This is a genomic window from Micromonospora sp. KC213 (assembly GCF_004348325.1).
Classification (GTDB): Bacteria; Actinomycetota; Actinomycetes; order Mycobacteriales; family Micromonosporaceae; genus Micromonospora.
The window spans coordinates 1-21,093 of record NZ_SMKF01000070.1 but is presented as its reverse complement, the minus strand read 5'-3'; the positions used below and the strand labels follow the sequence as shown (position 1 = coordinate 21,093).

Here is a 21,093-nt window from a genome sequence, read left to right as displayed (position 1 = left end):
GCCGACGCCGGCGTCCGGCCGCGTACAGTTCATCCGCGACCAACCGGCTCGGCGGCGGCGCCGAGTTCGCCGCCTCCTCGAAGAGATCACGCAGCTGTGTCATTCCTTTCCCTCCGTAGCGCAGGCCAATGCGGGGACAGGCAGTGCGTCACCCAGAACCTTGCGTAGCGTGGCGAGACCCTTCGCGGTCTGACTCTTCACCGTGCCCTCCGAACAACCCAACGCGACGGCCGTCTCGGTCACGTCAAGCCCTTGATAGAACCGGCAGATCAGGGTCACCCGCTGGCGGGGTGGCACCTGCCGCAGTGCCTGAGCGAAGGCCACCCGACGGGCCACCGACTCGGCGTCGTCATTCCCGCTGGCCAGATCGGGCATCTCCGCCACCACGCGCTCGCGGCGGCGCCACACGCGCCGGGTCTCCGACAGGTACGTCCGAATCAGACAGGTCCGGACGAACGCGTCCAACGCCTGTGGATCACGGACCCGGTGCCAGGCCGAGGCAACCCGGATGAACGCGGCCTGGGTCAGATCATCCGCCCAGTGCCAGTCCCCGCACATCAGGTACGCGGAATGCCGGACCACCCCGCGCCGCGCGGCGAAGTACTCACTGAACTGGCGCCGATCCTCGTCTTCGTGACTTCGCATCCGACTCCTCTCACCGTTAGGTGCACCAGCGAGATGAAATCGGTTGCTTGGACCGCCCAAAATATTTCGCGCTGACGAAGCCAGCCAGGCCCTTGATCCTTACAGCGGTGATCCGGCATACCGCTTGCCCCACAGGTAGCCGCCGGGACGCTGGACTTCGAGCCCGCCACCGGGGGCGCCTTCATCGACAGCCTCAAGGTGGACGGCCGCTGCTGAGCCGTCGCCGGACCGCCTACCGGCCGCTGACCATCTGTCGGCACCGCAGCGATCACCGCCCCTTGGGCAAAGTCGATAGCCACGAACCGGCAGGCCGGCGACGATGCATCGATGAGTCTGATGGGCCCGGTCCAACACCTCTGGATGAGCCTGGCTGGCGTGGCGGCCAGCTTCCCGACCAGCGGCATACAGGTGTTCGTCGCCGCCGAGTCACGGTTGTGCCCGCCCGGCTGGGCCGGCGTCGTCGTGCTGGGCAACGCCGGCATCGCCACCGCACCGAACGCGGCCGCCGCTGACATCCTGCGGCGCTCGCTGTCCGGCCTTCCCACGGGTACGGCACTTCAGGTGGAGCGCTGGGGCGGCGAGCCGCACGTTCTCGATGTCCTCGGCCCTGCTGCCCTGGCCTACCTGGACGAGCAGGAGTTCCAGCCATGGGCCGGGGCGGATGTGGACGTGTTGCCTCCCGGGCACCCCAACCTGGCTCGCTTCGTCGCCACAGTCGGCCAGGACGAGGCTGAGGAGAGCGGCATCGACGAGGTCACGTCATCCGTGTTCGTCGTCCGAGACGGGACGGAGGTGACGGCGGCAGCGGGTTACCGCCACTGGCCCGGATCCGTCGCGCACCTGTGCGTCCTGACCGACTCCAGGTTCCGCCGTCGAGGGCTGGCCCGTACGGTCGCCTCCTCGGCGGTGGCCGATGCGCTGCGGAACCGGCTGCTACCACAGTGGCGCGCGCGCCCGGAGCCGTCCCGGCGGTTGGCTGGCCGGCTCGGCTTCCGGGGTCTCGGGAGCCAGGTGAGCCTGCTGATCGAGAGGCCGACTGTTCATCGCGGTTCCGAGACTCCTTTGGTGGAAGATGCACCGTAACCGGTATCGATCCGAGCCAGATCGGGGCGGGCGAGCAGAGCCGGCTCAGCCGCCGCTGCCAGCTGCCGCAGTTCCTCGGCCACCTGGTGGTTGGGTGCAGGACGAGCCGTGTTCATCGCGCCGTCTCCTCTACCAGAATGGGGGTGGGCTGCAAGGCTGCGCGGACCTTCTGCAGTCCGCGAGCGAGGTTGCTCTTGACGGTCCCCAGCGAGCACTTCATGATCGCTGCCGTTTCGGCCTCGCTCATTCCGTCGATGACGCGCAGCACGACGGTGACGCGTTGCCTCGGGGGAAGCGCGGCAAGGATCTGATCGAGGTGGGTACGGGCCGCGATCGCCTCGGCATGATCGGGCCCGGCCCGCAGTACGCCGGGGTCGGCCTCCACGGGGACGGGTACGAGATGCCGCCGCCGACCCCGGTCCTTCGCGAGATTCACCAGCGCGATCCGTACGTACGCCTCTGGGGCCTCCAACCGCCTCGACCAGTGTCTTGTCAGCCGTAGCAGGGCAAGCTGCAGGACATCCTCGGCATCGCCGGCATCCGGTACGAGCAGCCGCGCGAACCGCAGCAGCCGATCACCATGGGCCTGCACGAACTCGGTGAAGGCCAGTTCCTCTGCGGGGGTCACCTACCAGAACGTGATCTGTTCTACCGACGTTGCACGCCTTGCCGGCGATTCTGCGAACGGCAGCGGGGAGGACTGTGGGTGGCCTCGTATGACGAAAGGGCCCCTCGGTGGAGGGACCCTTTCGCTGTCTGAACCGCCGCAGCCGGTGGCCGAGCCGGCGGGCGCGGCGGCCCGTCAGAGGGGCCGGTTCGGCTCGTTGACGGGGCCACCCGGGTAGGTGGTGGTGTCGGGCGCGGGCCAGTCGATCTCGGTCACCACGTAGTCCCGCTCGTTGGCGTCGGCCACCCGGTCCTCGTCGTCGCTGGAGCGGTGCTTCACGTCGGCCGGGCCGGCACCCGCGACGGCGGCGCCGAAGGCACCCGCCCGGCCACTGTCACCCTGCGACGCCGCCGCGTGCGCGACGCCCGGCGTACCCACGCCGAGCCCTTCGCCGATCGAGCCCCGCCACGCGCCGGTCTCGACGCCCCGGGACTCGATGAAGCTCTTGAACTTCTCCAGGTCGGACTCGGCCTGCTTCTCGATGATGGTCAGCTTGTCGCCGGCCTTCTCGACCAGCCCCTCCGGCTCGTACTCCAGGTGCAGCCGGACCCGCGTGCGGCCGGTGCCCACCGACTGGAAGTAGACCGCGCCGGCGTTGGTCGCGCCCTCGGTCGCCGCCCAGGCGACCTTCTCGTCCGGCACCTGCTCCAGGACCGTCGCGTCCCACTCACGTCGGACGCCGGCGATCTGGGCGACCCAGTGCATACGCCGGTCGTCGAGCTGGCGCACCTCCTGCACGCCGCCCATGAAGCGGGGGAACTCCTCGAACTGCGTCCACTGGTTGTAGGCGGTGCTGATCGGCACGTCGACCTCGATCGACTTGTCAACCACGGTGGTCATGGCACTCCTCCTTCTCCGATCGAGCCTCCCTGCGAGCGGGAGGGAGTCGTCCTTGTCCACCTGAATCCGTACCCCCCGATTTCCGGCTCAACCGAAAACACCAAAACCGGCGTCCTGCCGTCTGCGATGCTGTCTGCGGAGCCCACCGTGAGGCTCACCGGTGTGAACAGCTTCGATCGGTCGCGCCCCGCGGCCGTCCGGCCCCACCGGTCAGTCGTGTCGTTCGGTGCGCTCGATCTCGGCGAACGCCACGCCCAGGTAGCCCTCGACCGGCCGCCCGGTCACCGCCAGCAGGTCGGCGACGAGCAGCGGGGCGTGCCGGGCGAGCGCCGCCGGATCGGGCGGGGAGTCGTCGCCGTCCGGGTCGTACACGCCCAGCGCCCCGGCCAGCAGGACCAGCACCACGTGCGGGTCGACGCCCGGCTGCCAAAAGGTGGCCGCCCGGACGCAGCGTTCCAGCACCCGCCGCACGTCGTCGGAGCCCAGCCCGTCCGGGTGGGTCTCCTCCAGCAACAACCGCACCACCGAGCCGAGGACCAGCCCGGCGTGCTCGACGCCGGCGAGCCGCGCGGTCGCCCTCTCGTACGCCTCGACGTCACGCTCCCGGACCGCCTCGACCGCGTCGACCGTCGCGGCGGCGATCTCCCGGGCCGGTGCGGGCAGGTGCCGCCAGGTCACGTTCACCCGGTCAGCATGGCAGAGCCGACCGACAGTGGCGGCGACGCGGCACGGGCGGTGCGGGTCACCGCCGAGCGGGCGCCTGCGTCCGGGTGCGGAGCAGGGGACGCCCCGGGGAGTGCGTCGGCTCCCGGTGCGAAGGAGCCGCCGCACTCTCCCGGGGCGGTCGGATGACGAGTCGACACCCCCGTCAGGGTGCCGACCGCCAGGATTGTGCGGGGCGCGGGCGGCTCGTCCGGCCGCCGGGAAGTGCGCCGAGGCTATCCGTGCCGCACGGCAGTCGTGCACCTCCGAACGTCTGCGTCCGCCGGCGCGTCCGTGACCTCGCGGCCCCGGCCGCCGAATCAGGTCCGGGCGATCGGTCGGCTCGCCGGTGCGACCGGGCCGTACCGCACCAGCCGTCCGTCATGCTTCCGCGCCGACCCGGCGGACGAACCGGCCGGTCGGCCGGTCAGAAGCCGCAGGTGATGCCGGCGGCGTGACTGACCTGCACGGTGTGCGTCACGCACCCGCCCTGCTCGACGGCGTGCAACAGGAAGGCGGTCGGCTCGTCGACCCAACCGATCTCCTCGTCCGGGCTCATGGTCAGCGACGCCTGCCGCCAGGTGCTGGGCGCGACGGTGAGCACGGTGCCGGCGAAGGCCGTGGTGACCGGGCGGTGCAGGTGGCCGGCGGCGACGCGGACCACGTGGGGGTGCCGGCGGATCACCTCGGCGAGGGCGTCGCCGTCGGCGAGCCGGATGGCGTCGGCGGCCGGAACGCCGACGGCGACCGGCGGGTGGTGCAGGAAGACCACCGCCGGCACGTCGCGCCGGCCCGCGAGTACGCCGTCGAGCCAGCCGAGTTGGTCGTCACCGAGCCGACCGGCGTTCTCGCCGGGCACCAGCGAGTCCAACGCGACGGCGGTCAGTTCGGGATGGTCGACGTGGTAGTAGGCGGAGAAGCCGCCGCCGAGGTACGGCGTGCCGCCGAAGGCGTCGAGCAGCGACTCCCGGTCGTCGTGGTTGCCGGTCACCAGGTGCACCGGCAGCGGGTAGCGGCCGAGCACCTCGCGCAGCGCGGCGTACTCGTCGGGCCGGCCCTGGTCGGCCAGGTCGCCGGAGATCACCACGCAGTCGGGGCGTGGCCGCAGGGCCAGCACCCGGCCGAGTGCGCGGTGCAGGCCGGCGGCGGGTGCGGCGGCGAGCACGCCGGTGGTCAGATGGGGGTCACTCAGCTGGGCGACGAGCATGGCTCCTCCACTGCGACCGGGACCATCACGCTATCCCGCCGAGGCGCTCCGCGTGGCCGGCTCGGCCACTCACCGACCGCGTCCACACCCTGTGGATAGAACATGTGTACGACCTCAATGATCTTGACCACGGTGGGTTCGGTGGCACTGAGTACGCTTGACCGCAGCCTCGCCGCCGGCCGGGCCCGCCCCCACCTGGAAGAACGTGGATCACGAACGAGTCGTCCGGGACGTCACGGTCCGCCTGCCCATGGCGTCCACCGCCGTCGAGGCCTGCCAGTGGACCGTGACCGCGCTCGCCCGGCACACCTCGGCCACGGTCTCCGTCCTGCTCCAGGTCCACGACCGGCTGCGCTGCGTCGCGGCGACCGGCGCCTGGCAGGTCTTCGCCACCGTGCCGCCGAAGTCCGGCATCGTCGGGCGGGTGTACGCGTCCGGGGCGGGCGCTACCGTCGCCGATGTCACCGCCGACCCCGACTACCTGCCGGTACGCCCCGACGTCACGGCCGAGATCTGCGTGCCGGTGCTGGACCCGGCGGGCCGCCCGATCGGGGTACTCGACCTCCAGTGGAGCGAGCCGGTCGGGTTGGAGCCTTGGCGGGCGACCGCGGAACGGCTGGCCGGGCGGCTCGGTGCCCGGATCGTGGCCTTCGGCGGGCCGCCGGCCGAGAGCCGCAGCGAGAAACTGCTGCGACATGCCACCGCGATGACCTCCGCCCCCACCGACTGGGACCTGATGGCCGCGGCGATCACCGCGGCCCGGGAGGTCTCCGCCCTCTCCGCCGCCGTGCTGGTGCTCGACGACCGACACGGTCCCCGCCTGGGCGCCCCGACCTGTGCCCTGGGCGAACTGGAGTCACGCGTGCGGGCCGAGTTGACCGAGGCGGGCCCGGGCCCGCTCGGTCAGATGGTCGCCCGCGCCCACCGGCACGGGGCGGCGTACACGCTGGGCGAGGCGGGACGGTCGCCGACCGAGGAGTACGAGCCGCTGGTCCGCGCCGGGGTGCGCACTCTGGTGTCGGTGCCGCTCGGGCCGCCCGACTCGGGCGGGCTGCTGCTGGTCGCCGACGAACGGCTGCTCCGGCCGGACCCGACCACGGTGAACCTGATGGAACTGCTCGCCGGGCAGGCTTGGGGCGCGTTGGACCGGCTTCGTACCCTGGCTCAGCTGCGTGAGCAGGCCAGTTCCGACCCGCTCACCGGGCTACGCCACACCGGGCCGTTCGGGCAGCGGATCCGGGCGGCCACCCCGGGTCGTACCGCCCTGCTCGCCATCGACGTGGACGGCTTCAAGACCGTCAACGACACGTACGGCCACCAGGCCGGGGATCGGCTGCTGGTGGGGCTGGCCCGAGCCCTGGAAGGGGCGCTGCGGCAGGGCGACGAGTTGTACCGGATCGGCGGCGACGAGTTCGTCGCGGTGCTCGAGGTGAGCCGCCCGGAGGAGGCGGTCGGCATCGCCGAGCGGCTCGCCGAGGCGGCCCGGCGCACCGGACGCACCATCAGCGTCGGGATCGCGCTGCCCCGTGTCGGCGAGCCGGCGGAGCTCACCCTGCGCCGTGCCGACGAGGCGCTCTACGCGGTCAAGCGGCACGGTCGCGACGGCGTACGCCTCGCCGCCGCCTGATCTTCCCCGGCCTGACCGCGCGCCGCGCCCCGGGCGCCGATCGACTCCATCTGCGCCAGGTGGGGCTGTCGCGCGCATCAGATACCCCGCTTTGCCGCAGGCGGAGTCAATCAAATCAGCGGGCGAATTCGCGGACGAGGAGTTCGCCGATCTGGGCGGTGTTGAGCGCGGCGCCCTTGCGGAGGTTGTCGCCGGTCACGAAGAGGTCGAGGGCGCGCGGATCGTCGAGGGCGCGGCGGATCCGGCCGACCCAGGACGGGTCGGTGCCCACCGCGTCGATCGGCATCGGGAACTCCCCGGCCGCCGGGTCGTCGACCAGGATCACCCCGGGCGCGTTGCGCAGCGCCTCGCGGGCACCCTCCGCATCCACCTCGCTGGCGAAGACGGCGTGCACCGCCACCGAGTGGCCGGTCACCACCGGCACCCGTACGCAGGTCGCGGAGACCTTGAGGTCGGGCAGGCCGAGGATCTTGCGGGACTCGTTGCGGATCTTCATCTCCTCGGAGGACCAGCCGCCGTCGGCGAGCGATCCGGCCCAGGGCACCACGTTGAGCGCCAGCGGTGCGGGGAAGGGATCGAGGTCGTCCCCGACCGCCTGCCGCACGTCGCCGGGTCGCGAGCCGAGCACCCGATCCCCGGCGATCTTGCCGAGTTGCAGGTGCAGCGTGTCCACGCCCGACTGGCCCGCCCCCGACGCCGCCTGGTACGAGGCGAGGACCAGCTCGCGTAGCCCGTACTCGCGGTGCAGTGGGGCGACCGCCACGATCATGGCGAGGGTGGTGCAGTTGGCGTTGGCGATGATCCCCCTGGGCCGGTTGCGTACCTGCTCGGGGTTGATCTCGGGCACCACCAGCGGGACGTCCCGGTCCATGCGGAACGCCCCGGAGTTGTCCACCACCACCGCGCCGCGGCTCACGGCGACCGGCGCCCACTCGGCGGAGACCTCGTCCGGCACGTCGAACATGGCTACGTCGACACCGTCGAACGCCTCCGGCGTCAGCGCCCCGACGGCCAGTTCCTCACCCCGGCAGCGCACCTTCCGCCCGACCGAGCGCTCCGAGGCGAGCAGCCGGATCTCGCCCCAGACGTTGCGCCGGGAGGAGAGCAGGTCACACAGCACGGTGCCGACAGCACCGGTCGCCCCGACCACGGCCAGGGTGGGCTGCGCCGCCACCGGCGCTACCGTCCCGTCCCCGCGTAGACCACGGCCTCGGAGTCGCCGCCCAGCTCGAACGCGTCGTGGATGGCCCGTACGGCCTTGTCGAGGTCGGTGTCCCGGCAGACCACCGAGACGCGGATCTCCGAGGTCGAGATCATCTCGATGTTGACCCCGGCCGCCCCCAGCGCCGCGAAGAAACCAGCCGCGACGCCCGGGTGCGAACGCATCCCGGCACCGATGAGCGACACCTTGCCGACGTGGTCGTCGTAGAGCAGGCCCTTGAACTTGACCGAATCCTGGATCTTGCTGAGGGCCGCCATGGCGGTGGGACCGTCGGTCTTGGGCAGCGTGAACGAGATGTCGGTGCGGCCCGTCCCTTCGGTGGAGACGTTCTGCACGATCATGTCGATGTTGATCTCGGCGCCGGCGACGGTGTCGAAGATCTTCGCGGCCGCGCCCGGCTCGTCGGGCACCCCGACGATTGTGATCTTCGCTTCGCTGCGGTCGTGGGCGACCCCGGTGATCAGCGCCTGTTCCACGGGAAGGTCCTCCATCGATCCGGTGACCATGGTGCCGGTGTTGGTCGAGTATGACGAACGGACGTGGATCGGCAACCCCGCCCGACGGGCGTACTCCACGCTGCGCAGGTGCAGCACCTTCGCGCCGCAGGCGGCCAACTCCAGCATCTCCTCGTAGGTGATGTCGGAGATGTGCCGGGCGTTCGGCACGATTCGCGGGTCGGCGGTGAAGATGCCGTCCACGTCGGTGTAGATCTCACAGACGTCCGCGTTCAGCGCGGCGGCGAGCGCCACGGCGGTGGTGTCCGATCCGCCGCGGCCGAGCGTCGTCACGTCCTTGGTGTCCTGTGAGACGCCCTGGAAGCCGGCGACGATGACCACCGCGCCCTCGTCGAGCGCACCCTTGAGCCGCCCCGGGGTGACGTCGATGATCCGCGCCTTGCCGTGTACCGACGTGGTGATCACGCCGGCCTGCGAGCCGGTGAACGAGCGGGCTTCGTACCCCAGGTTGTGGATGGCCATGGCCAGCAGCGCCATGGAGATCCGCTCCCCGGCGGTGAGCAGCATGTCCAGCTCACGGCCCGGCGGCAGCGGGCTGACCTGGTTGGCCAGGTCGAGCAGCTCATCGGTGGTGTCCCCCATCGCGGACACCACCACGACCACGTCGTCACCCGCCTTGCGGGCGGCGACGATCCGCTCGGCGACCCGCTTGATGCGCTCGGCGTTGGCGACGGAGGACCCGCCGTACTTCTGCACCACGAGTGCCACGACGGTGCGCTCCCTCCCAGCGATGACCCTGAGCGTGCCGACGCCGCCGGGCTGCTTTCTCCGGCGGCGCGTCAGACCTCATCAGGGTATCCGGCGAGACGCGAGGACGGGTCAGGTGATCCCACCATCCGGCGGTCCGCGCGGGTCGGAGCTGCGCTGGTGTCCTCGTCCGGGCGGCGGCGACACGCCGGTGCCAGCCGGGCGACGCGGGTCCTCGCCCCGGGCGGACCCGGCGCAGAATGACCCCGTGCATGCCCATCCGCGCGCCCCGCGCCGAATGACCGGTGCCCTGTCCGTCCTCGTTCCGGCGCTCCTGGTGGCCTGCACCGCCGATCCGCCGGGCGGGGTGACCCCGAGCACACCCCCCGACCCGGCACCTGCCGGCGTCGACGCGGCCTGGGACGAACTGGCGGCGCTCGCGGCGGCTGCCCGGGACCGCCACTTCACCGCCCGGTACAGCCACGTCGGCAGCGACGGCTCGGTACGGGACGTGACGGTGGTCAGCGCCGAGGACGGCAGTTGGCGGGTCGACGTGTCCGGCGGCGCGCTGGGCGGTACGGCGGACGTGGCGATCGCGGCCAACCCCGACGGCCTCTTCCAGTGCGGTCTACCGTCGGCGGGCCGCCCCGAGGCGGCGACCTGCGTACGACTCGGCGGACCCGACGCCGTCGTGCCGGACCGATTGGACCCGCGGGTGCAACACCCGTTCACCGACTGGCTGGCGGTGCTCACCGACCGGCGCAGCCCGTTGGTGATCTCTCCCGCGTCCCCGCCCGAGGGGGTGGCCGGGCGCTGTTTCACGGTGGAGAGCACCTCCGCCTCGCTGAACCCGCCGCTGGACGTGGGCGTCTACTGCTTCGCGGCGGACGGGACACCGACCCACGTACGGGCGGCGCTCGGGACGCTCACCCTGGCGGGCCCGGCGGGTCCGGCACCGGCCACCGTCGCCCTGCCCGGGGCGGTGGTGGACGCCGAGCCACTGGGCCGCGACGCGCCCACCACGACGGAGAGCCCAGGCGGGCGAACGTCCTGACCAATGAAGCGGTTACGGGTGCCTTTGACCACATTTGTACAGCCCGGCCACACCATTGAAAACGCCCATACGGGATGCTTTTCGCATGGTCGACATCACCCCGCTGCTGGCGTTCCGCTGGAGTCCTCGCGCCTTCGACCCGGACGCCGAGCTGACCGGCGACGAGGCGGCGTCCCTGCTGGAGGCCGCCCGCTGGGCGCCCTCGGCGGGCAACACCCAGCCGTGGCGGTTCGCCCTCGGCCACCGGCACGACGAGACCTGGAAGCGGATCCTGGTCAGTCTGCCCACCGACGACCAACGGTGGGCCCGGGACGCCGCCGCCCTCGTGCTCGGCGCGCACATTGCCGCACATTCACAGCGACCTCCCGTTTCTCACGGTCACCCGGAACGCGCCACACGCCCCCAGGGCGGCCCGCAACGCGCCACACGCCCCCAGGGCGACCCGGAACGGGCCGCCTACGACCTGGGGCAGGCGATGGCCCACCTGGTCGTCCAGGCCACCGCGCTCGGCCTGCACGCGCACCAGCTCACCGACTTCGACCGGGTCGCACTCCGCGCCGACCTGGACCTGCCCGCAGAGGTACGCCCACTCAGCGTGACCGCCGTCGGGCGCCTCGGTGACCCGTTCCGCCTGCCCGAGGAGCTACGTCGCCGCGAGACGGGTCTGCGCCGCCGCCACCCGGCGCACGCCCTGCTGCTGCGTTGACCCTGGACACCCCGGTTGTCGGGTGACTCCGGTCCCATACTGCGGACCTACCTTCCCACTTCCTCCCTCACCACGTAGGGTGACTCTGTCATGTGGCAGGCGTACCTCATCCTTGGTCGCCGCGACGAGGCCTGACCGGCCGGCACCTCGTCGCGGAGTCGAACCGCGCCGTCCAGCAGAACACGTCGCCCGGCATTGCGCCGACATCTTCCGATCGCTGACGCCCGACATGACCCACGGGAGTACTCCGCCATGGCACAACCCACCGCCGACGCCACGAACGATCCGATCGCCCGGCAGACCCCCAGCCAGATGCCGTTCCGCCGTTACCAGCCATACCAGCAGCAGTTCCGGATCGACCTGCCGGACCGCGCCTGGCCCAGCCGGCACGTCGAGGCCGCGCCTCGCTGGTGCGCCGTGGACCTGCGCGACGGCAACCAGGCGCTGATCGACCCGATGTCCCCCGAGCGCAAGCGGCGGATGTTCCAGCTGCTGGTGCAGATGGGCTACAAGGAGATCGAGGTCGGTTTCCCGTCGGCCAGCCAGACCGACTTCGACTTCGTCCGGCAGTTGATCGAGCAGGATCTGATTCCCGAGGACGTCACCATCCAGGTGCTCACCCAGTGCCGGGAGCACCTGATCGACCGGACCTTCGAGTCGCTGCGCGGTGCCCGCCGGGCCATCGTGCACTTCTACAACTCCACCTCGACATTGCAGCGCCGGGTGGTGTTCGGGCTGGACCGTGACGGCATCACCGACATCGCCACCACCGGCGCGCGGCTCTGCCGGAAGTACGCCGAGATCCACACCCCGGACACCGACATCTACTACGAGTACTCGCCGGAGTCGTACACCGGCACCGAGCTGGAGTACGCGCTGGAGGTCTGCGCCAAGGTCATCGAGGTGGTCGACCCCACCCCCGACCGCAAGCTGATCGTCAACCTGCCGGCCACGGTCGAGATGGCCACGCCGAACGTGTACGCCGACTCGATCGAGTGGATGCACCGGCACCTGCCCCGCCGGGACAGCCTGGTGCTGAGCCTGCACCCGCACAACGACCGGGGCACCGGGGTGGCCGCCGCCGAACTGGGCCTGCTGGCCGGCGCGGACCGGATCGAGGGCTGCCTGTTCGGCAACGGTGAGCGCACCGGCAACGTCGACCTGGTGACCCTGGGCTTGAACCTCTTCTCCCAGGGCATCGACCCGATGATCGACTTCTCGAACATCGACGAGATCAAGCGCGCCGTCGAGTACTGCAACCAACTGCCGGTGCACGAGCGGCACCCGTACGCCGGCGACCTGGTCTACACCGCCTTCTCCGGCTCCCACCAGGACGCCATCAAGAAGGGCTTCGACGCCCTGGCGGCCGACGCCGTGACGGCCGGGGTGCCGGTGGACGAGTTCACCTGGGCGGTGCCGTACCTGCCGATCGACCCGAAGGATCTGGGCCGCAGCTACGAGGCGGTGATCCGGGTCAACTCGCAGTCCGGTAAGGGCGGCGTCGCGTACATCATGAAGACCGAGCACCAGCTCGATCTGCCGCGCCGGCTCCAGATCGAGTTCTCCGGGGTGGTCCAGCAGGTCACCGACCACTCCGGCGGCGAGGTCGAGCCGGCCGCGATGTGGGGTATCTTCGCCCGCAACTACCTGGTCGAGCACCAGGCGGAACCGGCCGTCGCGCTGGTCGACTACACGATCGGCACCGTCGACGGCAAGGTCGAGATCGAGGCCCAGGTCGGGGTCGGCGGCGAGCAGCGGTCGCTCACCGCCGTCGGCAACGGCCCAATCGACGCGTACGTCAACGCGCTGCAGTCGGTGGGCGTGGCGGTACGCGTGCTCGACTACCACGAGCACGCGCTCTCCTCCGGCGGTGACGCGCAGGCCGCCGCGTACGTGGAGTGCGACGTGGACGGTCGTACCGTCTGGGGCGTCGGCATGGACGCCAACATCGTCACCGCCTCGATCAAGGCGGTGACCAGCGCGGTCAACCGCGCCCGGAGCTGAGCCGGAGGTGGCCGGGCCGGGCGGCCCGGCCACCCCGTCTTCCGCCGGTCGGGCGCCCGCGGCTGGTCGCACCCGGCCAGCCCGGGTCGTACGCCTTGGTGACCGTGTGGGGCCAGCGCGGGGTCAGATCGGGATGACCCGGGCGTCACCGGCGTCGTCGAGGACCACAGCCTGGGCGACGACCACTCGCTGCCCGTCGAAGGTGATCGCCGGTGAGCCGTGCAGCCGGTAGCCCTGAGCCAGCGCCTCGCTGACCCGGCGGCAGAACTCGGCGTCGTCCGGCCCGGTGAACAGTCGGTACCTCAACCGATCGTCATGATCGCTCATTCGCCGAACGTAGCAACCGCCGCAGGCGATCGCCGGTTGCGGTTGGTTGTGGTGTTCCCGGCCACTGAGGAGCGCACCATGGCGCGACTTACGACTGAGACTGGCCGGACGGGCGGCGGACCAGCAGGGCGGCCAACACCGCCCCGGCCAGCAGCAACCCGGCGCACCAGGCCAGTGCTTGCCGGTACGCGGCGGTCAGCTCGGCCGGCTGCGCGTACCCGGTGCCGGAGAGGCTGACCAGCAGCGGCAGCGCGGCCACCGCGAGCAGGCCACCGACCCGGGACGCGGCGTTGTTGACGCCGCTGGCCACCCCGACGAACCGGTCGGGCACGGCGGCCAGCACCGACGCGGTCAGCGGCGCGACGACCAGGGTGAGCCCTGCGCCGAACAGGAGCACCCCCGGTAGCACGTCCGCCCCGTACGACGCGCCCGCCCCGACCCGGCGCAGCAACAGCAGGCCGGCCGCGGCGACCACCGGACCGACGGTCAACGGCAGCCGGGGCCCGATCCTCGCCGCGAGCGCGCCGGCCCGCGCCGAGCCGACCAGCAGCAGGACGGTCACCGGCATGCTGGCCAGCCCGGCCCGCAACGCCGACCAACCCACCGCGTTCTGCAGGTGGACGGCGAGGAAGAAGGTGAACCCGCCGAGCGCGGCGTACACCAGAACGGTGAAGACGTTGAGCACCGGGAAGAGCCGGCCGCTGAGGAGCCCGACCGGCAGCATCGCGGCGTCGCCCCGGCGTCGTTCCAGCAGGACGAAGGCCACCGCGGCGAGCAGCCCCACCAGCGCGGCGACCAGCACCGGCGTCGCGGCCGGACCGCGTACCGGCGCCTCGATCAGGGCGTACGCGACACCGGCCAGCGCCAGCGCGCCGAGCACCGCCCCCGCCACGTCGAACCGTTCGCCGCCGGTACGCGGGGCGTCGGAGTCGCGGCTCTCCGGCACCCAGCGCAGTCCGGCGAACACCACGGCCACCGCGTTCGGAACGTTGATGAAGAAGATCCATCGCCAGGAGAGCGTGTCGATCAACCAACCGCCGAGGAACGGCCCGAGTGCGGCGGACACCCCGGACAGCCCGGACCACGCGCCGATGGCCCGACCCCGGTCGTCGGGGTGGAAGCTGGCCTGGAGCACGGCGAGCGATCCGGGGGTGAGCAGCGCCCCGCCGGCCCCTTGCAGGAAGCGGGCGGCGACCAGGGTGCCGGAATCCTGAGCCAGCCCGCACGCGACGGAGGCGACGCCGAACCAGACGGCGCCGACCAGGAAGACCCGCCGCCGGCCGAGCCGGTCGCCGAGCGCCCCACCGAGCAGCACGAACGCGGCGAGGACCAGCGCGTAGCCGTTGACGGTCCACTGCAGACCCGCGACGGTGGCGTCCAGCTCCGCGCCCAGCCGGGGCAGCGCCACGTTGACCACGGTGCTGTCCAGAAAGACCATTCCGGAGGCGAGGGTCGCCGCCAGCAGAGCGCCCCGACCCGCGCCGGTGGAGAACCGGAGCGCGTGGGCGGATGCGGTCATGGGTACCAATCTTCCCCGGGTCGGGTGGGACATCCCACGAAACGCCGAAACCGTGCCCGGGTACTGTGCGGGATCGCCGGGAGCCCGCAAGCTGGAAAGGTGTCGTCTGTGCGTACCAGATCAGGAGCCCGTGCGATGGCAGCGGCGGCGCTCGCCGCGCTGCTCGCCCTCGGCGTCGGCGGGTGTGCGGTCACCATCGACGAACCGGAGGCACCGCCCAGCGGCTCGGGCAACGCCGGCGAGCAGTTGGCGGAGTTGACCGTCGCGAAGGCCGGGTCGATGCGCGGCTACAGCCGGGCACGCTTCCCACACTGGCAGAAGACCGGCAAGAACTGCGACGTCCGGGACACCGTCCTGCAACGCGACGGCAAGGACATCCGGCTCTCCGGGTGCAACGTGGTGGCGGGCCACTGGGAGAGCGCCTACGACGGGCGGACCTTCACCGACCCATCGGGCGTGGACATCGACCACATGGTGCCGTTGGCGAACGCCTGGCGCTCCGGGGCCGCCGAGTGGGACGACACGAAACGCGGCGAGTTCGCCAACGACCTGACCCGCCCGCAGCTCATCGCGGTTTCCGCCAGCTCCAACCGGGCAAAGGGTGACCAGGACCCGTCGCAGTGGAAGCCGCCGAACCGGTCGTACTGGTGCACCTACGCCGCCGACTGGATCACCGTGAAACATCACTGGCGGCTGACGGTCACCGGTGCCGAGAAGGACGCGCTCAGCGACATGTTGGAGGGATGCACGTGGGCGAGCAAGCCGTGACCGGAGGCGGGGACACACCGGAGCCGGAGCGAACGCCGCACGCCAGCGATGCCGCGGCGGCCACCGGCGGCGGCGACACGGCGGCCACCGGCGGCGAGCCGGCAGCTGCCGGGCCCACCACCGCCGGGATGAGCGTCAACGGCCGATCGGCCGAATCCACCGCCGTGCCCGGCGCCGGGATGAGCGCCGACGCCTCCGTGGCAGCAGAGCGCTCTGCCGCCACCAACGCGGCACCCCGGGAGTTGACCGCGGACCTGGTCGCCGGTCCGGGCGGGGTGATGACCGACGAGGTCGGCGTGATCACCGGCGAGTTGACCCTGAGGACGACCTACGCCGACGGTCAGGTGCAGCTCTCGGTGCAGTACAAGGACGCCGACGAGTGGTACGCGGTGACCGGCGGCAGCACGGAACTGGCCGACCCGGCCGGCATCGACGCCGTGCACAGGATCGCGGTTGCCCTGCTCAACCGGCCCGAGGGCTGAGCCCGGCCCCGCCCGGGAGAAGCGCCGCCACCGCCCGCGCGGCGCTGCTAGCGCGCGTATCGAAGTCCGTGTCGGTCGTTGTGGGGGACACGGCGCGTCGGAACGGATACACGCTCTACTCGCTCTCGGGCCAGATGAGGCCCTGGTCGGTCCAGATGACACCCTTGTTGTGGCAGAGGCAGAACGGGTGGCCGACGGGGTCGGTGTAGACGCGCCAGCCGTAGCCGTCGGGGCCGATGGAGTTCTGCTGCAGGGTCGCGCCGAGGGCCAGGACGCGGCTCTGTTCGGCCTCGATGTCGTCGACTTCGAAATCGAGATGGAACTGCTTGGGGTGCTCGCTGTCGGGCCACTGCGGGGCGCGGTAGTCCTCCACCCGAATGAAGGCCAGCTCGATCTCGCCAAACCGGATACCGGCCCAGTTGCCGTGGCTGCCCCCCTTGACCGGGTGACCCGTCACCTCAGAGTAGAAGGCTGCCAGCTCCATTGGGTCCGGGCAGTCGATGATGAAATCGGTGAGTCGCAGCATCCGGCGATCTTGCCACAAGGTCAGATAAGCCGGAGTTTGAGACAGGCCTAGCTGTGGGAGAGGCACCTCGATGGTCCCGACTCCCCGCCAGGCGAACGCGGCCCCGAACCAGGCGACCCAACTTGTCGGCACACCCGTGGGCTCCGACCGGGTCCCCGTCGTCATGGCGACATCATGGGTCGTCCGAGGCGTGCGGGGCAAGGAGTGAGGCACCCCTCCCACCCGGGAGCCGCCTACACGTACGAGCCGGGCTCGGTCGGCGCGGACACCACCTGCGGATTTTCGCCCTCGTCCAGCGGGCGGGTGACCTGCACCTCCACCTTGTGCGGTCGGACTTCCCCGCTGGCGATCTGCTCGGCCCAGTGGCAGGCGACCCGGCTGGCACCGATCTCCCGCAGCGCTGGGCGTTCGTCCACGCAGCGTGTCGGCTGCGCCCACGGGCAGCGGGTGTGGAACCGACAGCCGGCGGGCGGGTTCGCCGGTGAGGGCAGGTCGCCGGCGAGCAGGATCCGCTCCCGCCGGTCCTCCACGTCGGGGTCGGGCACCGGCACCGCCGACATCAGCGCCCGGGTGTACGGGTGCAGCGGCTCGCGGTACAGCCGGTCGCTCGGGGCCTCCTCGACCAGCGCGCCCAGATACATCACACCGACCACGTCGGAGATGTGCCGGACCACGGCAAGGTCGTGCGCGATCACCAGATAGGTGAGGCCGAGGTTGTCCTGAAGTTCGTCGAGCAGATTCACCACCTGGGCCTGGATCGACACGTCGAGCGCGGAGACCGGCTCGTCGGCGACGATCAGTTCCGGGCCGAGCACCAGCGCCCGGGCGATGCCGATACGCTGCCGCTGCCCTCCGGAGAACTCGTGCGGGTAGCGGGAGAGCGCCCAGCGGGGCAACCCCACCGCGTCCAGGGTCTCCCCGATGATCCGCCGCCGGTCGTCGCGGCCGGCGCCGATGCCGTGGGTCTGCAACCCCTCGGTGAGGATCGACTCGACGTTCTGCCGGGGGTCGAGGCTCGACATCGGATCCTGGAAGATCATCTGCATCCGCCGACGCATGGTGCGCAGCCGGCCGGCCGGCAGGGTGGTCAGCTCGACGCCGTCGAAGACGACCTCGCCAGCGGTGGGTGGGGTGAGCTGAAGCAACGCCCGGCCGAGCGTCGACTTGCCGCAGCCCGACTCGCCGACCAGACCGTACGTCTTGCCGCGCGGGATGCGCAGGTCGACGCCGTCGACCGCCTTCACGTGGCCGACCGTACGGTCGAAGATGACCCCCTTGGTGATCGGGAAGTGCACCTTCAGGTCGCGGACCTCGACGAGGATGTCGGTGTCGGTCACGGCTTCTCCTCCTCGCGCGGGGCGGGGTTCAGCCCCGGCACCGTCGGCGGGTCGTCCGGCACGGCCTGCGCCGGCACCGATCCCGGTTCGGCCAACGTCGGCACCGTGGCCCGGACGTCCGCGCCCGGCGTCACACCAGGCAGCGGCGCCGGGTTGACGCACCGGTAGGCGCGGTCGTCGTGGCTGAGCACCAGCTCCGGCGGTTCACCAACGCATGCGTCGACCCGTCGTGAGCAGCGCGGCGCGAAGGCGCAACCGTCCGGCCAGGGCAGCACGTCTCGCACCGAGCCGGGGATCGGGTACAGCCGCTCCCCGCGGCCCGCGTCCAGTCGCGGCACCGAACCGAGCAACCCCACCGTGTACGGGTGCCGGGGCTGCCGGAACAGCGGACGACGGCGGGCGGTCTCCACCACCCGTCCGGCGTAGAGCACGTTGATCGTCTCGCACATCCCCGCCACCACACCCAGGTCGTGCGTGATCATGACGAGCGCGGTGCCGGAGTCCCGGACCAGCTCCTTGAGCAACTCCAGGATCTGCGCCTGGATGGTGACGTCCAGCGCGGTGGTCGGCTCGTCGGCGATCAGCAGCCGGGGCTGGCAGGCCACCGCCATGGCGATCAGGGCACGCTGCCGCATACCGCCGGAGAGCTGGTGCGGGTACTCCTTCAGGCGCCGCTTCGGGTCCGGGATGCCGACCCGGTCGAGCAGTCGCGCGGCCTCCTTCTCGGCCGCCGCGCCCTTCATCCCACGATGCCGGGTGAGCACCTCGGTGACCTGCAGTCCGATCGGGATCACCGGGTTCAACGAGGAGAGCGGATCCTGGAAGATCATCGCCACGTCCCGGCCGCGGATGTCCCGGCGCGAGCGGTCGTCGAGTTGGAGCAGGTCGGTGCCGTCGAAGACGGCCTTGCCGCCGACCCGCAGGCCGGGCTGCTTGGGCAGCAGACCCATGATGGCCAGCGACGTGACGCTCTTGCCGCAACCGGATTCACCGACCAGGCCCACCACCTCGCCCGCGTCGACAGCGAACGACACCCCGTCGACGGCGCGTACCGGCCGCTGACCGCGTCGGGAGAAGGTGACGCAGAGGTCGTCCACTTCGAGCAGCGCCATTACCGGCCCTCCGTTCGCGACTGCGGGGCTCGCACGCTCACTCCTCGCGCTTTACGCATACGAAACCTACTTCCGGAGCTTCGGGTCGAGAGCCTCGCGCATCGCCTCACCGAGCAGGGTGAACCCGAGCGCCGTGACAATGATGGCGAGCGCCGGGTACACCGCGAGGCCCGGCCGGATGTCGAGGTAGGGCTGCGCCTCGGCGAGCATCATGCCCCACTCAGGGATCGCGGTGTCCGGGTTGCCCAGGCCGAGGAAGGAGAGCGCGGCGGCCTCGATGATCGCGGTGGCCAGCGTGAGGGTGGCCTGCACGATCACCGGGGCGAGCGAGTTCGGCACCACGTGGGTCAGGGCGATCTTCGGCTTCCGGACGCCCAGCGAGGTGGCCGCCAGTACGTAGTCGCTGTTGGACTGGGAGATCATCGAGCCGCGCAGCAGCCGCGCGAAGACCGGTACGGACACCACGCCGACGGCGATCATCACGGTGGTCAGGCTCGCCCCGAGCAGGGCGGCGATGCTCACCGCCAGCAGCAGGCTCGGCATGGCCAGCATCATGTCGATGATCCGCATCAGGGTGCTGTCCAGCCAACGGCCCCACCGGCCGCCCAACCCGGCGGCGGCACCCGCCACACCACCGATCAACGCGCCGACGGCCAGGCCGATCAGCGTGGAGACCACCCCGACCAGCAGGGTCTGCCGGGCCCCGACGATCAGCCGGCTGAACTCGTCGCGACCCTGGTGGTCGTAGCCAAGCCAGTGGTCGCCGTCGGCGCCGGGGATGACACCGGGCCGGATCAGCCCTTCCCGGATGCCGATGGTGTCGCTCGGACCGAAGGGCACCAGGAGCGGACCGACGACCGCCACGATCACGAAGACGGTCAGGATGGCCGCGCCGACGATCGCGGCCGGGTTGCGACGCAGCCGGCGGAACGCCTCCTGCCAGAGGCTCACACCCCGCTCGTCGTCCCGGGCGGCCAGCTCGGCGAGCCGGTCGATCTTCTGCTTCTTCTTGCCGGGCGCGATCGTCATCGGACCCTCACCCTCGGGTCGATCAGGCTGTAGGAGAGGTCGACCAGGAGGTTCACCAGCACGTACACCACCGCGATGATCAGGATGAAGCCCATCAGCACCGGGTAGTCCCGCTGGCTGATCGCGTCTGCGACGAAGGCCCCGATGCCGGTGAACCCGAAGACGGTCTCGGTGAGCACCGCGCCGGAGAGCAGACCGCCGGTCAGCAGGCCGATCGAGGTGACCACCGGAAGCATGGCGTTGCGCAGCACGTGCCGGCGGCGGACCGTGGACTCGGTCAGGCCCTTCGCCTCGGCCGTGCGCACGAAGTCCTCGTTGAGCACCTCCAGCACGCTCGCCCGGGTGATCCGCACGATGATGGCGAGCGGGATGCTGGCCAGCGTGAGGCCAGGCAACACCAGGTGCCACAGCGCGTCGGCCGCAGCGTCCCACTCCCGGGTCAGCAGGCCGTCGAGGACGAAGAAGTTGGTGACCCGGGTGGCGGCGATGGTGGGGTCCTGCCGGCCGGCGGAGGGGAACCAGCCGAGGTTCTCCGAGAAGATCGCCTTGAAGACGTACGCCAGGAAGAAGACCGGGATGCAGATGCCGATCAGCGAGCCGCCGACCGAGAGGTGGTCCAGCAACCGGCCCCGACGCCGGGCGGCCAGGTAGCCCAGCGGGATACCGACGCCGATGGCCAGCACCAGGGCCATGAGCGTCAGTTCGACGGTGCCGGGGAAGCGCTCCAGGAACTCGGTCACCACCGGGCGCTTGGTGGCGGTCGAGGTGCCCAGGTCCAGGCGGATCAGCCGCCGCACGAACCGCGCGTACTGCACCATGACTGGCTCGTCGAGGCCCATGTTGCGGCGGATCGCGGCGCGCATCTCAGGCGTGCCGCGCTCTCCGAGGATCGCGGTCTCCGGACCGCCGGGCAGTCGACGGAGCCAGATGAACAGCAGGAGGGAGAGCCCGAACAGCGTCGGTATCAACTGAAGCAGGCGTCTGACGATGAACCGGAACACGGCGGCCTCGAAGGGGGTGGGGAGGGGTACGGG

At 71.3% G+C, this 21,093-nt stretch carries 20 protein-coding genes and 1 pseudogene; 7 read left to right on the top strand and 14 right to left on the bottom strand.

The genetic code is table 11. From position 1 onward, the window contains the following. Positions 1-99 precede the first annotated feature (99 nt). Complete coding sequence (locus E1166_RS16085; RefSeq protein WP_132339758.1) at positions 100-645, bottom strand: SigE family RNA polymerase sigma factor; 546 nt, start codon at positions 643-645, stop codon at positions 100-102. Positions 646-972: 327 nt separating this feature from the next. Here E1166_RS16085 and E1166_RS16080 point away from each other — a divergent pair, with 327 nt between their 5' ends. After that, entirely contained in the window at positions 973-1,728 is a 756-nt protein-coding gene (locus E1166_RS16080) for a GNAT family N-acetyltransferase (protein WP_132339756.1), read from the top strand. Between the two features lie 112 nt (positions 1,729-1,840). Here the strand turns inward: E1166_RS16080 and E1166_RS16075 are convergent, their stop codons facing one another. From E1166_RS16075 to E1166_RS16060, 4 genes and pseudogenes are all read right to left on the bottom strand, one after another. Continuing rightward, the gene (locus tag E1166_RS16075; RefSeq protein WP_132339754.1) at positions 1,841-2,356 is read right to left on the bottom strand and encodes a SigE family RNA polymerase sigma factor; all 516 of its coding nucleotides are present in this window, start codon (positions 2,354-2,356) and stop codon (positions 1,841-1,843) included. A 432-nt stretch (positions 2,357-2,788) separates the two neighbouring features. Continuing rightward, a pseudogene (locus E1166_RS32050) lies at positions 2,789-3,235 on the bottom strand (SRPBCC family protein); the annotation flags it as partial. Positions 3,236-3,445: 210 nt separating this feature from the next. Beyond that, positions 3,446-3,919: a hypothetical protein gene (locus tag E1166_RS16065; protein WP_132339750.1), complete on the bottom strand. Its 474-nt coding sequence runs from the start codon at positions 3,917-3,919 to the stop codon at positions 3,446-3,448. 445 nt (positions 3,920-4,364) lie between these two features. Further along, entirely contained in the window at positions 4,365-5,144 is a 780-nt protein-coding gene (locus tag E1166_RS16060) for a phosphodiesterase (RefSeq protein ID WP_132264298.1), read from the bottom strand. Positions 5,145-5,349: 205 nt separating this feature from the next. On the opposite strand from E1166_RS16060, the gene E1166_RS16055 reads away from it, so the two are divergent. Next, the gene (locus E1166_RS16055) at positions 5,350-6,771 is read left to right on the top strand and encodes a diguanylate cyclase (RefSeq protein ID WP_132339748.1); all 1,422 of its coding nucleotides are present in this window, start codon (positions 5,350-5,352) and stop codon (positions 6,769-6,771) included. Positions 6,772-6,886: 115 nt separating this feature from the next. On the opposite strand, the gene E1166_RS16050 is transcribed toward E1166_RS16055, so the two are convergent. Both E1166_RS16050 and E1166_RS16045 read right to left on the bottom strand, forming a co-directional pair. Beyond that, positions 6,887-7,945, bottom strand: a complete 1,059-nt coding sequence (locus E1166_RS16050) for an aspartate-semialdehyde dehydrogenase (protein WP_132339746.1) — start codon at positions 7,943-7,945, stop codon at positions 6,887-6,889. Positions 7,946-7,950: 5 nt separating this feature from the next. After that, a complete protein-coding gene (locus E1166_RS16045) occupies positions 7,951-9,216 on the bottom strand; it encodes an aspartate kinase (RefSeq protein WP_132264305.1) in 1,266 nt (421 codons plus the stop codon). A gap of 247 nt (positions 9,217-9,463) precedes the next feature. Between E1166_RS16045 and E1166_RS16040 the strand changes: the two genes are divergently transcribed. The 3 genes from E1166_RS16040 (at position 9,464) to leuA (ending at position 12,959) form a co-directional block, all read left to right on the top strand. Beyond that, positions 9,464-10,249: a hypothetical protein gene (locus E1166_RS16040; RefSeq protein ID WP_132339744.1), complete on the top strand. Its 786-nt coding sequence runs from the start codon at positions 9,464-9,466 to the stop codon at positions 10,247-10,249. An 85-nt stretch (positions 10,250-10,334) separates the two neighbouring features. After that, positions 10,335-10,955, top strand: a complete 621-nt coding sequence (locus tag E1166_RS16035; protein WP_132339742.1) for a nitroreductase family protein — start codon at positions 10,335-10,337, stop codon at positions 10,953-10,955. Positions 10,956-11,207: 252 nt separating this feature from the next. Then, positions 11,208-12,959, top strand: a complete 1,752-nt coding sequence (gene leuA / locus E1166_RS16030; protein ID WP_132339740.1) for a 2-isopropylmalate synthase — start codon at positions 11,208-11,210, stop codon at positions 12,957-12,959. 123 nt (positions 12,960-13,082) lie between these two features. Here leuA and E1166_RS16025 read toward each other — a convergent pair whose 3' ends face one another. Then, positions 13,083-13,286: a DUF1737 domain-containing protein gene (locus E1166_RS16025; RefSeq protein WP_132264313.1), complete on the bottom strand. Its 204-nt coding sequence runs from the start codon at positions 13,284-13,286 to the stop codon at positions 13,083-13,085. Positions 13,287-13,374: 88 nt separating this feature from the next. Then, positions 13,375-14,805 (bottom strand): DHA2 family efflux MFS transporter permease subunit, encoded by a 1,431-nt coding sequence (locus E1166_RS16020; RefSeq protein WP_132339737.1) that lies wholly within the window; start codon positions 14,803-14,805, stop codon positions 13,375-13,377. Positions 14,806-14,940: 135 nt separating this feature from the next. On the opposite strand from E1166_RS16020, the gene E1166_RS16015 reads away from it, so the two are divergent. Further along, a complete protein-coding gene (locus tag E1166_RS16015) occupies positions 14,941-15,573 on the top strand; it encodes an HNH endonuclease family protein (protein WP_165944351.1) in 633 nt (210 codons plus the stop codon). Further along, entirely contained in the window at positions 15,555-16,055 is a 501-nt protein-coding gene (locus E1166_RS16010; protein WP_132339733.1) for a hypothetical protein, read from the top strand. Before E1166_RS16015 ends, E1166_RS16010 begins: the two co-directional genes overlap by 19 nt. 115 nt (positions 16,056-16,170) lie before the next feature. Here the strand turns inward: E1166_RS16010 and E1166_RS16005 are convergent, their stop codons facing one another. The 5 genes from E1166_RS16005 to E1166_RS15985 form a co-directional block, all read right to left on the bottom strand. Continuing rightward, a complete protein-coding gene (locus E1166_RS16005; protein WP_132339731.1) occupies positions 16,171-16,581 on the bottom strand; it encodes a VOC family protein in 411 nt (136 codons plus the stop codon). Between the two features lie 233 nt (positions 16,582-16,814). After that, positions 16,815-17,918: an oligopeptide/dipeptide ABC transporter ATP-binding protein gene (locus E1166_RS16000; protein ID WP_132339729.1), complete on the bottom strand. Its 1,104-nt coding sequence runs from the start codon at positions 17,916-17,918 to the stop codon at positions 16,815-16,817. Continuing rightward, positions 17,915-19,030, bottom strand: a complete 1,116-nt coding sequence (locus E1166_RS15995) for an ABC transporter ATP-binding protein (protein ID WP_132339727.1) — start codon at positions 19,028-19,030, stop codon at positions 17,915-17,917. The genes E1166_RS16000 and E1166_RS15995 overlap by 4 nt, the downstream gene beginning before the upstream one ends. Positions 19,031-19,096: 66 nt before the next feature. After that, on the bottom strand, positions 19,097-20,059 hold the full coding sequence (locus E1166_RS15990) for an ABC transporter permease (RefSeq protein WP_132264330.1): 963 nt from the start codon (positions 20,057-20,059) through the stop codon (positions 19,097-19,099). Continuing rightward, on the bottom strand, positions 20,056-21,060 hold the full coding sequence (locus E1166_RS15985; protein ID WP_132339770.1) for an ABC transporter permease: 1,005 nt from the start codon (positions 21,058-21,060) through the stop codon (positions 20,056-20,058). The genes E1166_RS15990 and E1166_RS15985 overlap by 4 nt, the downstream gene beginning before the upstream one ends. Positions 21,061-21,093: the final 33 nt, after the last annotated feature.

Bases quoted from the DNA above. Each gene is read 5' to 3' on its own strand.
- E1166_RS16060 (WP_132264298.1), bottom strand. From the start codon at position 5,144: ATGCTCGTCGCCCAGCTGAGTGACCCCCATCTGACCACCGGCGTGCTC.
- E1166_RS15995 (WP_132339727.1), bottom strand. From the start codon at position 19,030: ATGGCGCTGCTCGAAGTGGACGACCTCTGCGTCACCTTCTCCCGACGC.
- E1166_RS16035 (WP_132339742.1), top strand. From the start codon at position 10,335: ATGGTCGACATCACCCCGCTGCTGGCGTTCCGCTGGAGTCCTCGCGCC.
- E1166_RS16020 (WP_132339737.1), bottom strand. From the start codon at position 14,805: ATGACCGCATCCGCCCACGCGCTCCGGTTCTCCACCGGCGCGGGTCGG.
- E1166_RS16005 (WP_132339731.1), bottom strand. From the start codon at position 16,581: ATGCTGCGACTCACCGATTTCATCATCGACTGCCCGGACCCAATGGAG.
- E1166_RS16085 (WP_132339758.1), bottom strand. From the start codon at position 645: ATGCGAAGTCACGAAGACGAGGATCGGCGCCAGTTCAGTGAGTACTTC.
- leuA (WP_132339740.1), top strand. From the start codon at position 11,208: ATGGCACAACCCACCGCCGACGCCACGAACGATCCGATCGCCCGGCAG.
- E1166_RS16025 (WP_132264313.1), bottom strand. From the start codon at position 13,286: ATGAGCGATCATGACGATCGGTTGAGGTACCGACTGTTCACCGGGCCG.
- E1166_RS16080 (WP_132339756.1), top strand. From the start codon at position 973: ATGAGTCTGATGGGCCCGGTCCAACACCTCTGGATGAGCCTGGCTGGC.
- E1166_RS15990 (WP_132264330.1), bottom strand. From the start codon at position 20,059: ATGACGATCGCGCCCGGCAAGAAGAAGCAGAAGATCGACCGGCTCGCC.
- E1166_RS16015 (WP_165944351.1), top strand. From the start codon at position 14,941: ATGGCAGCGGCGGCGCTCGCCGCGCTGCTCGCCCTCGGCGTCGGCGGG.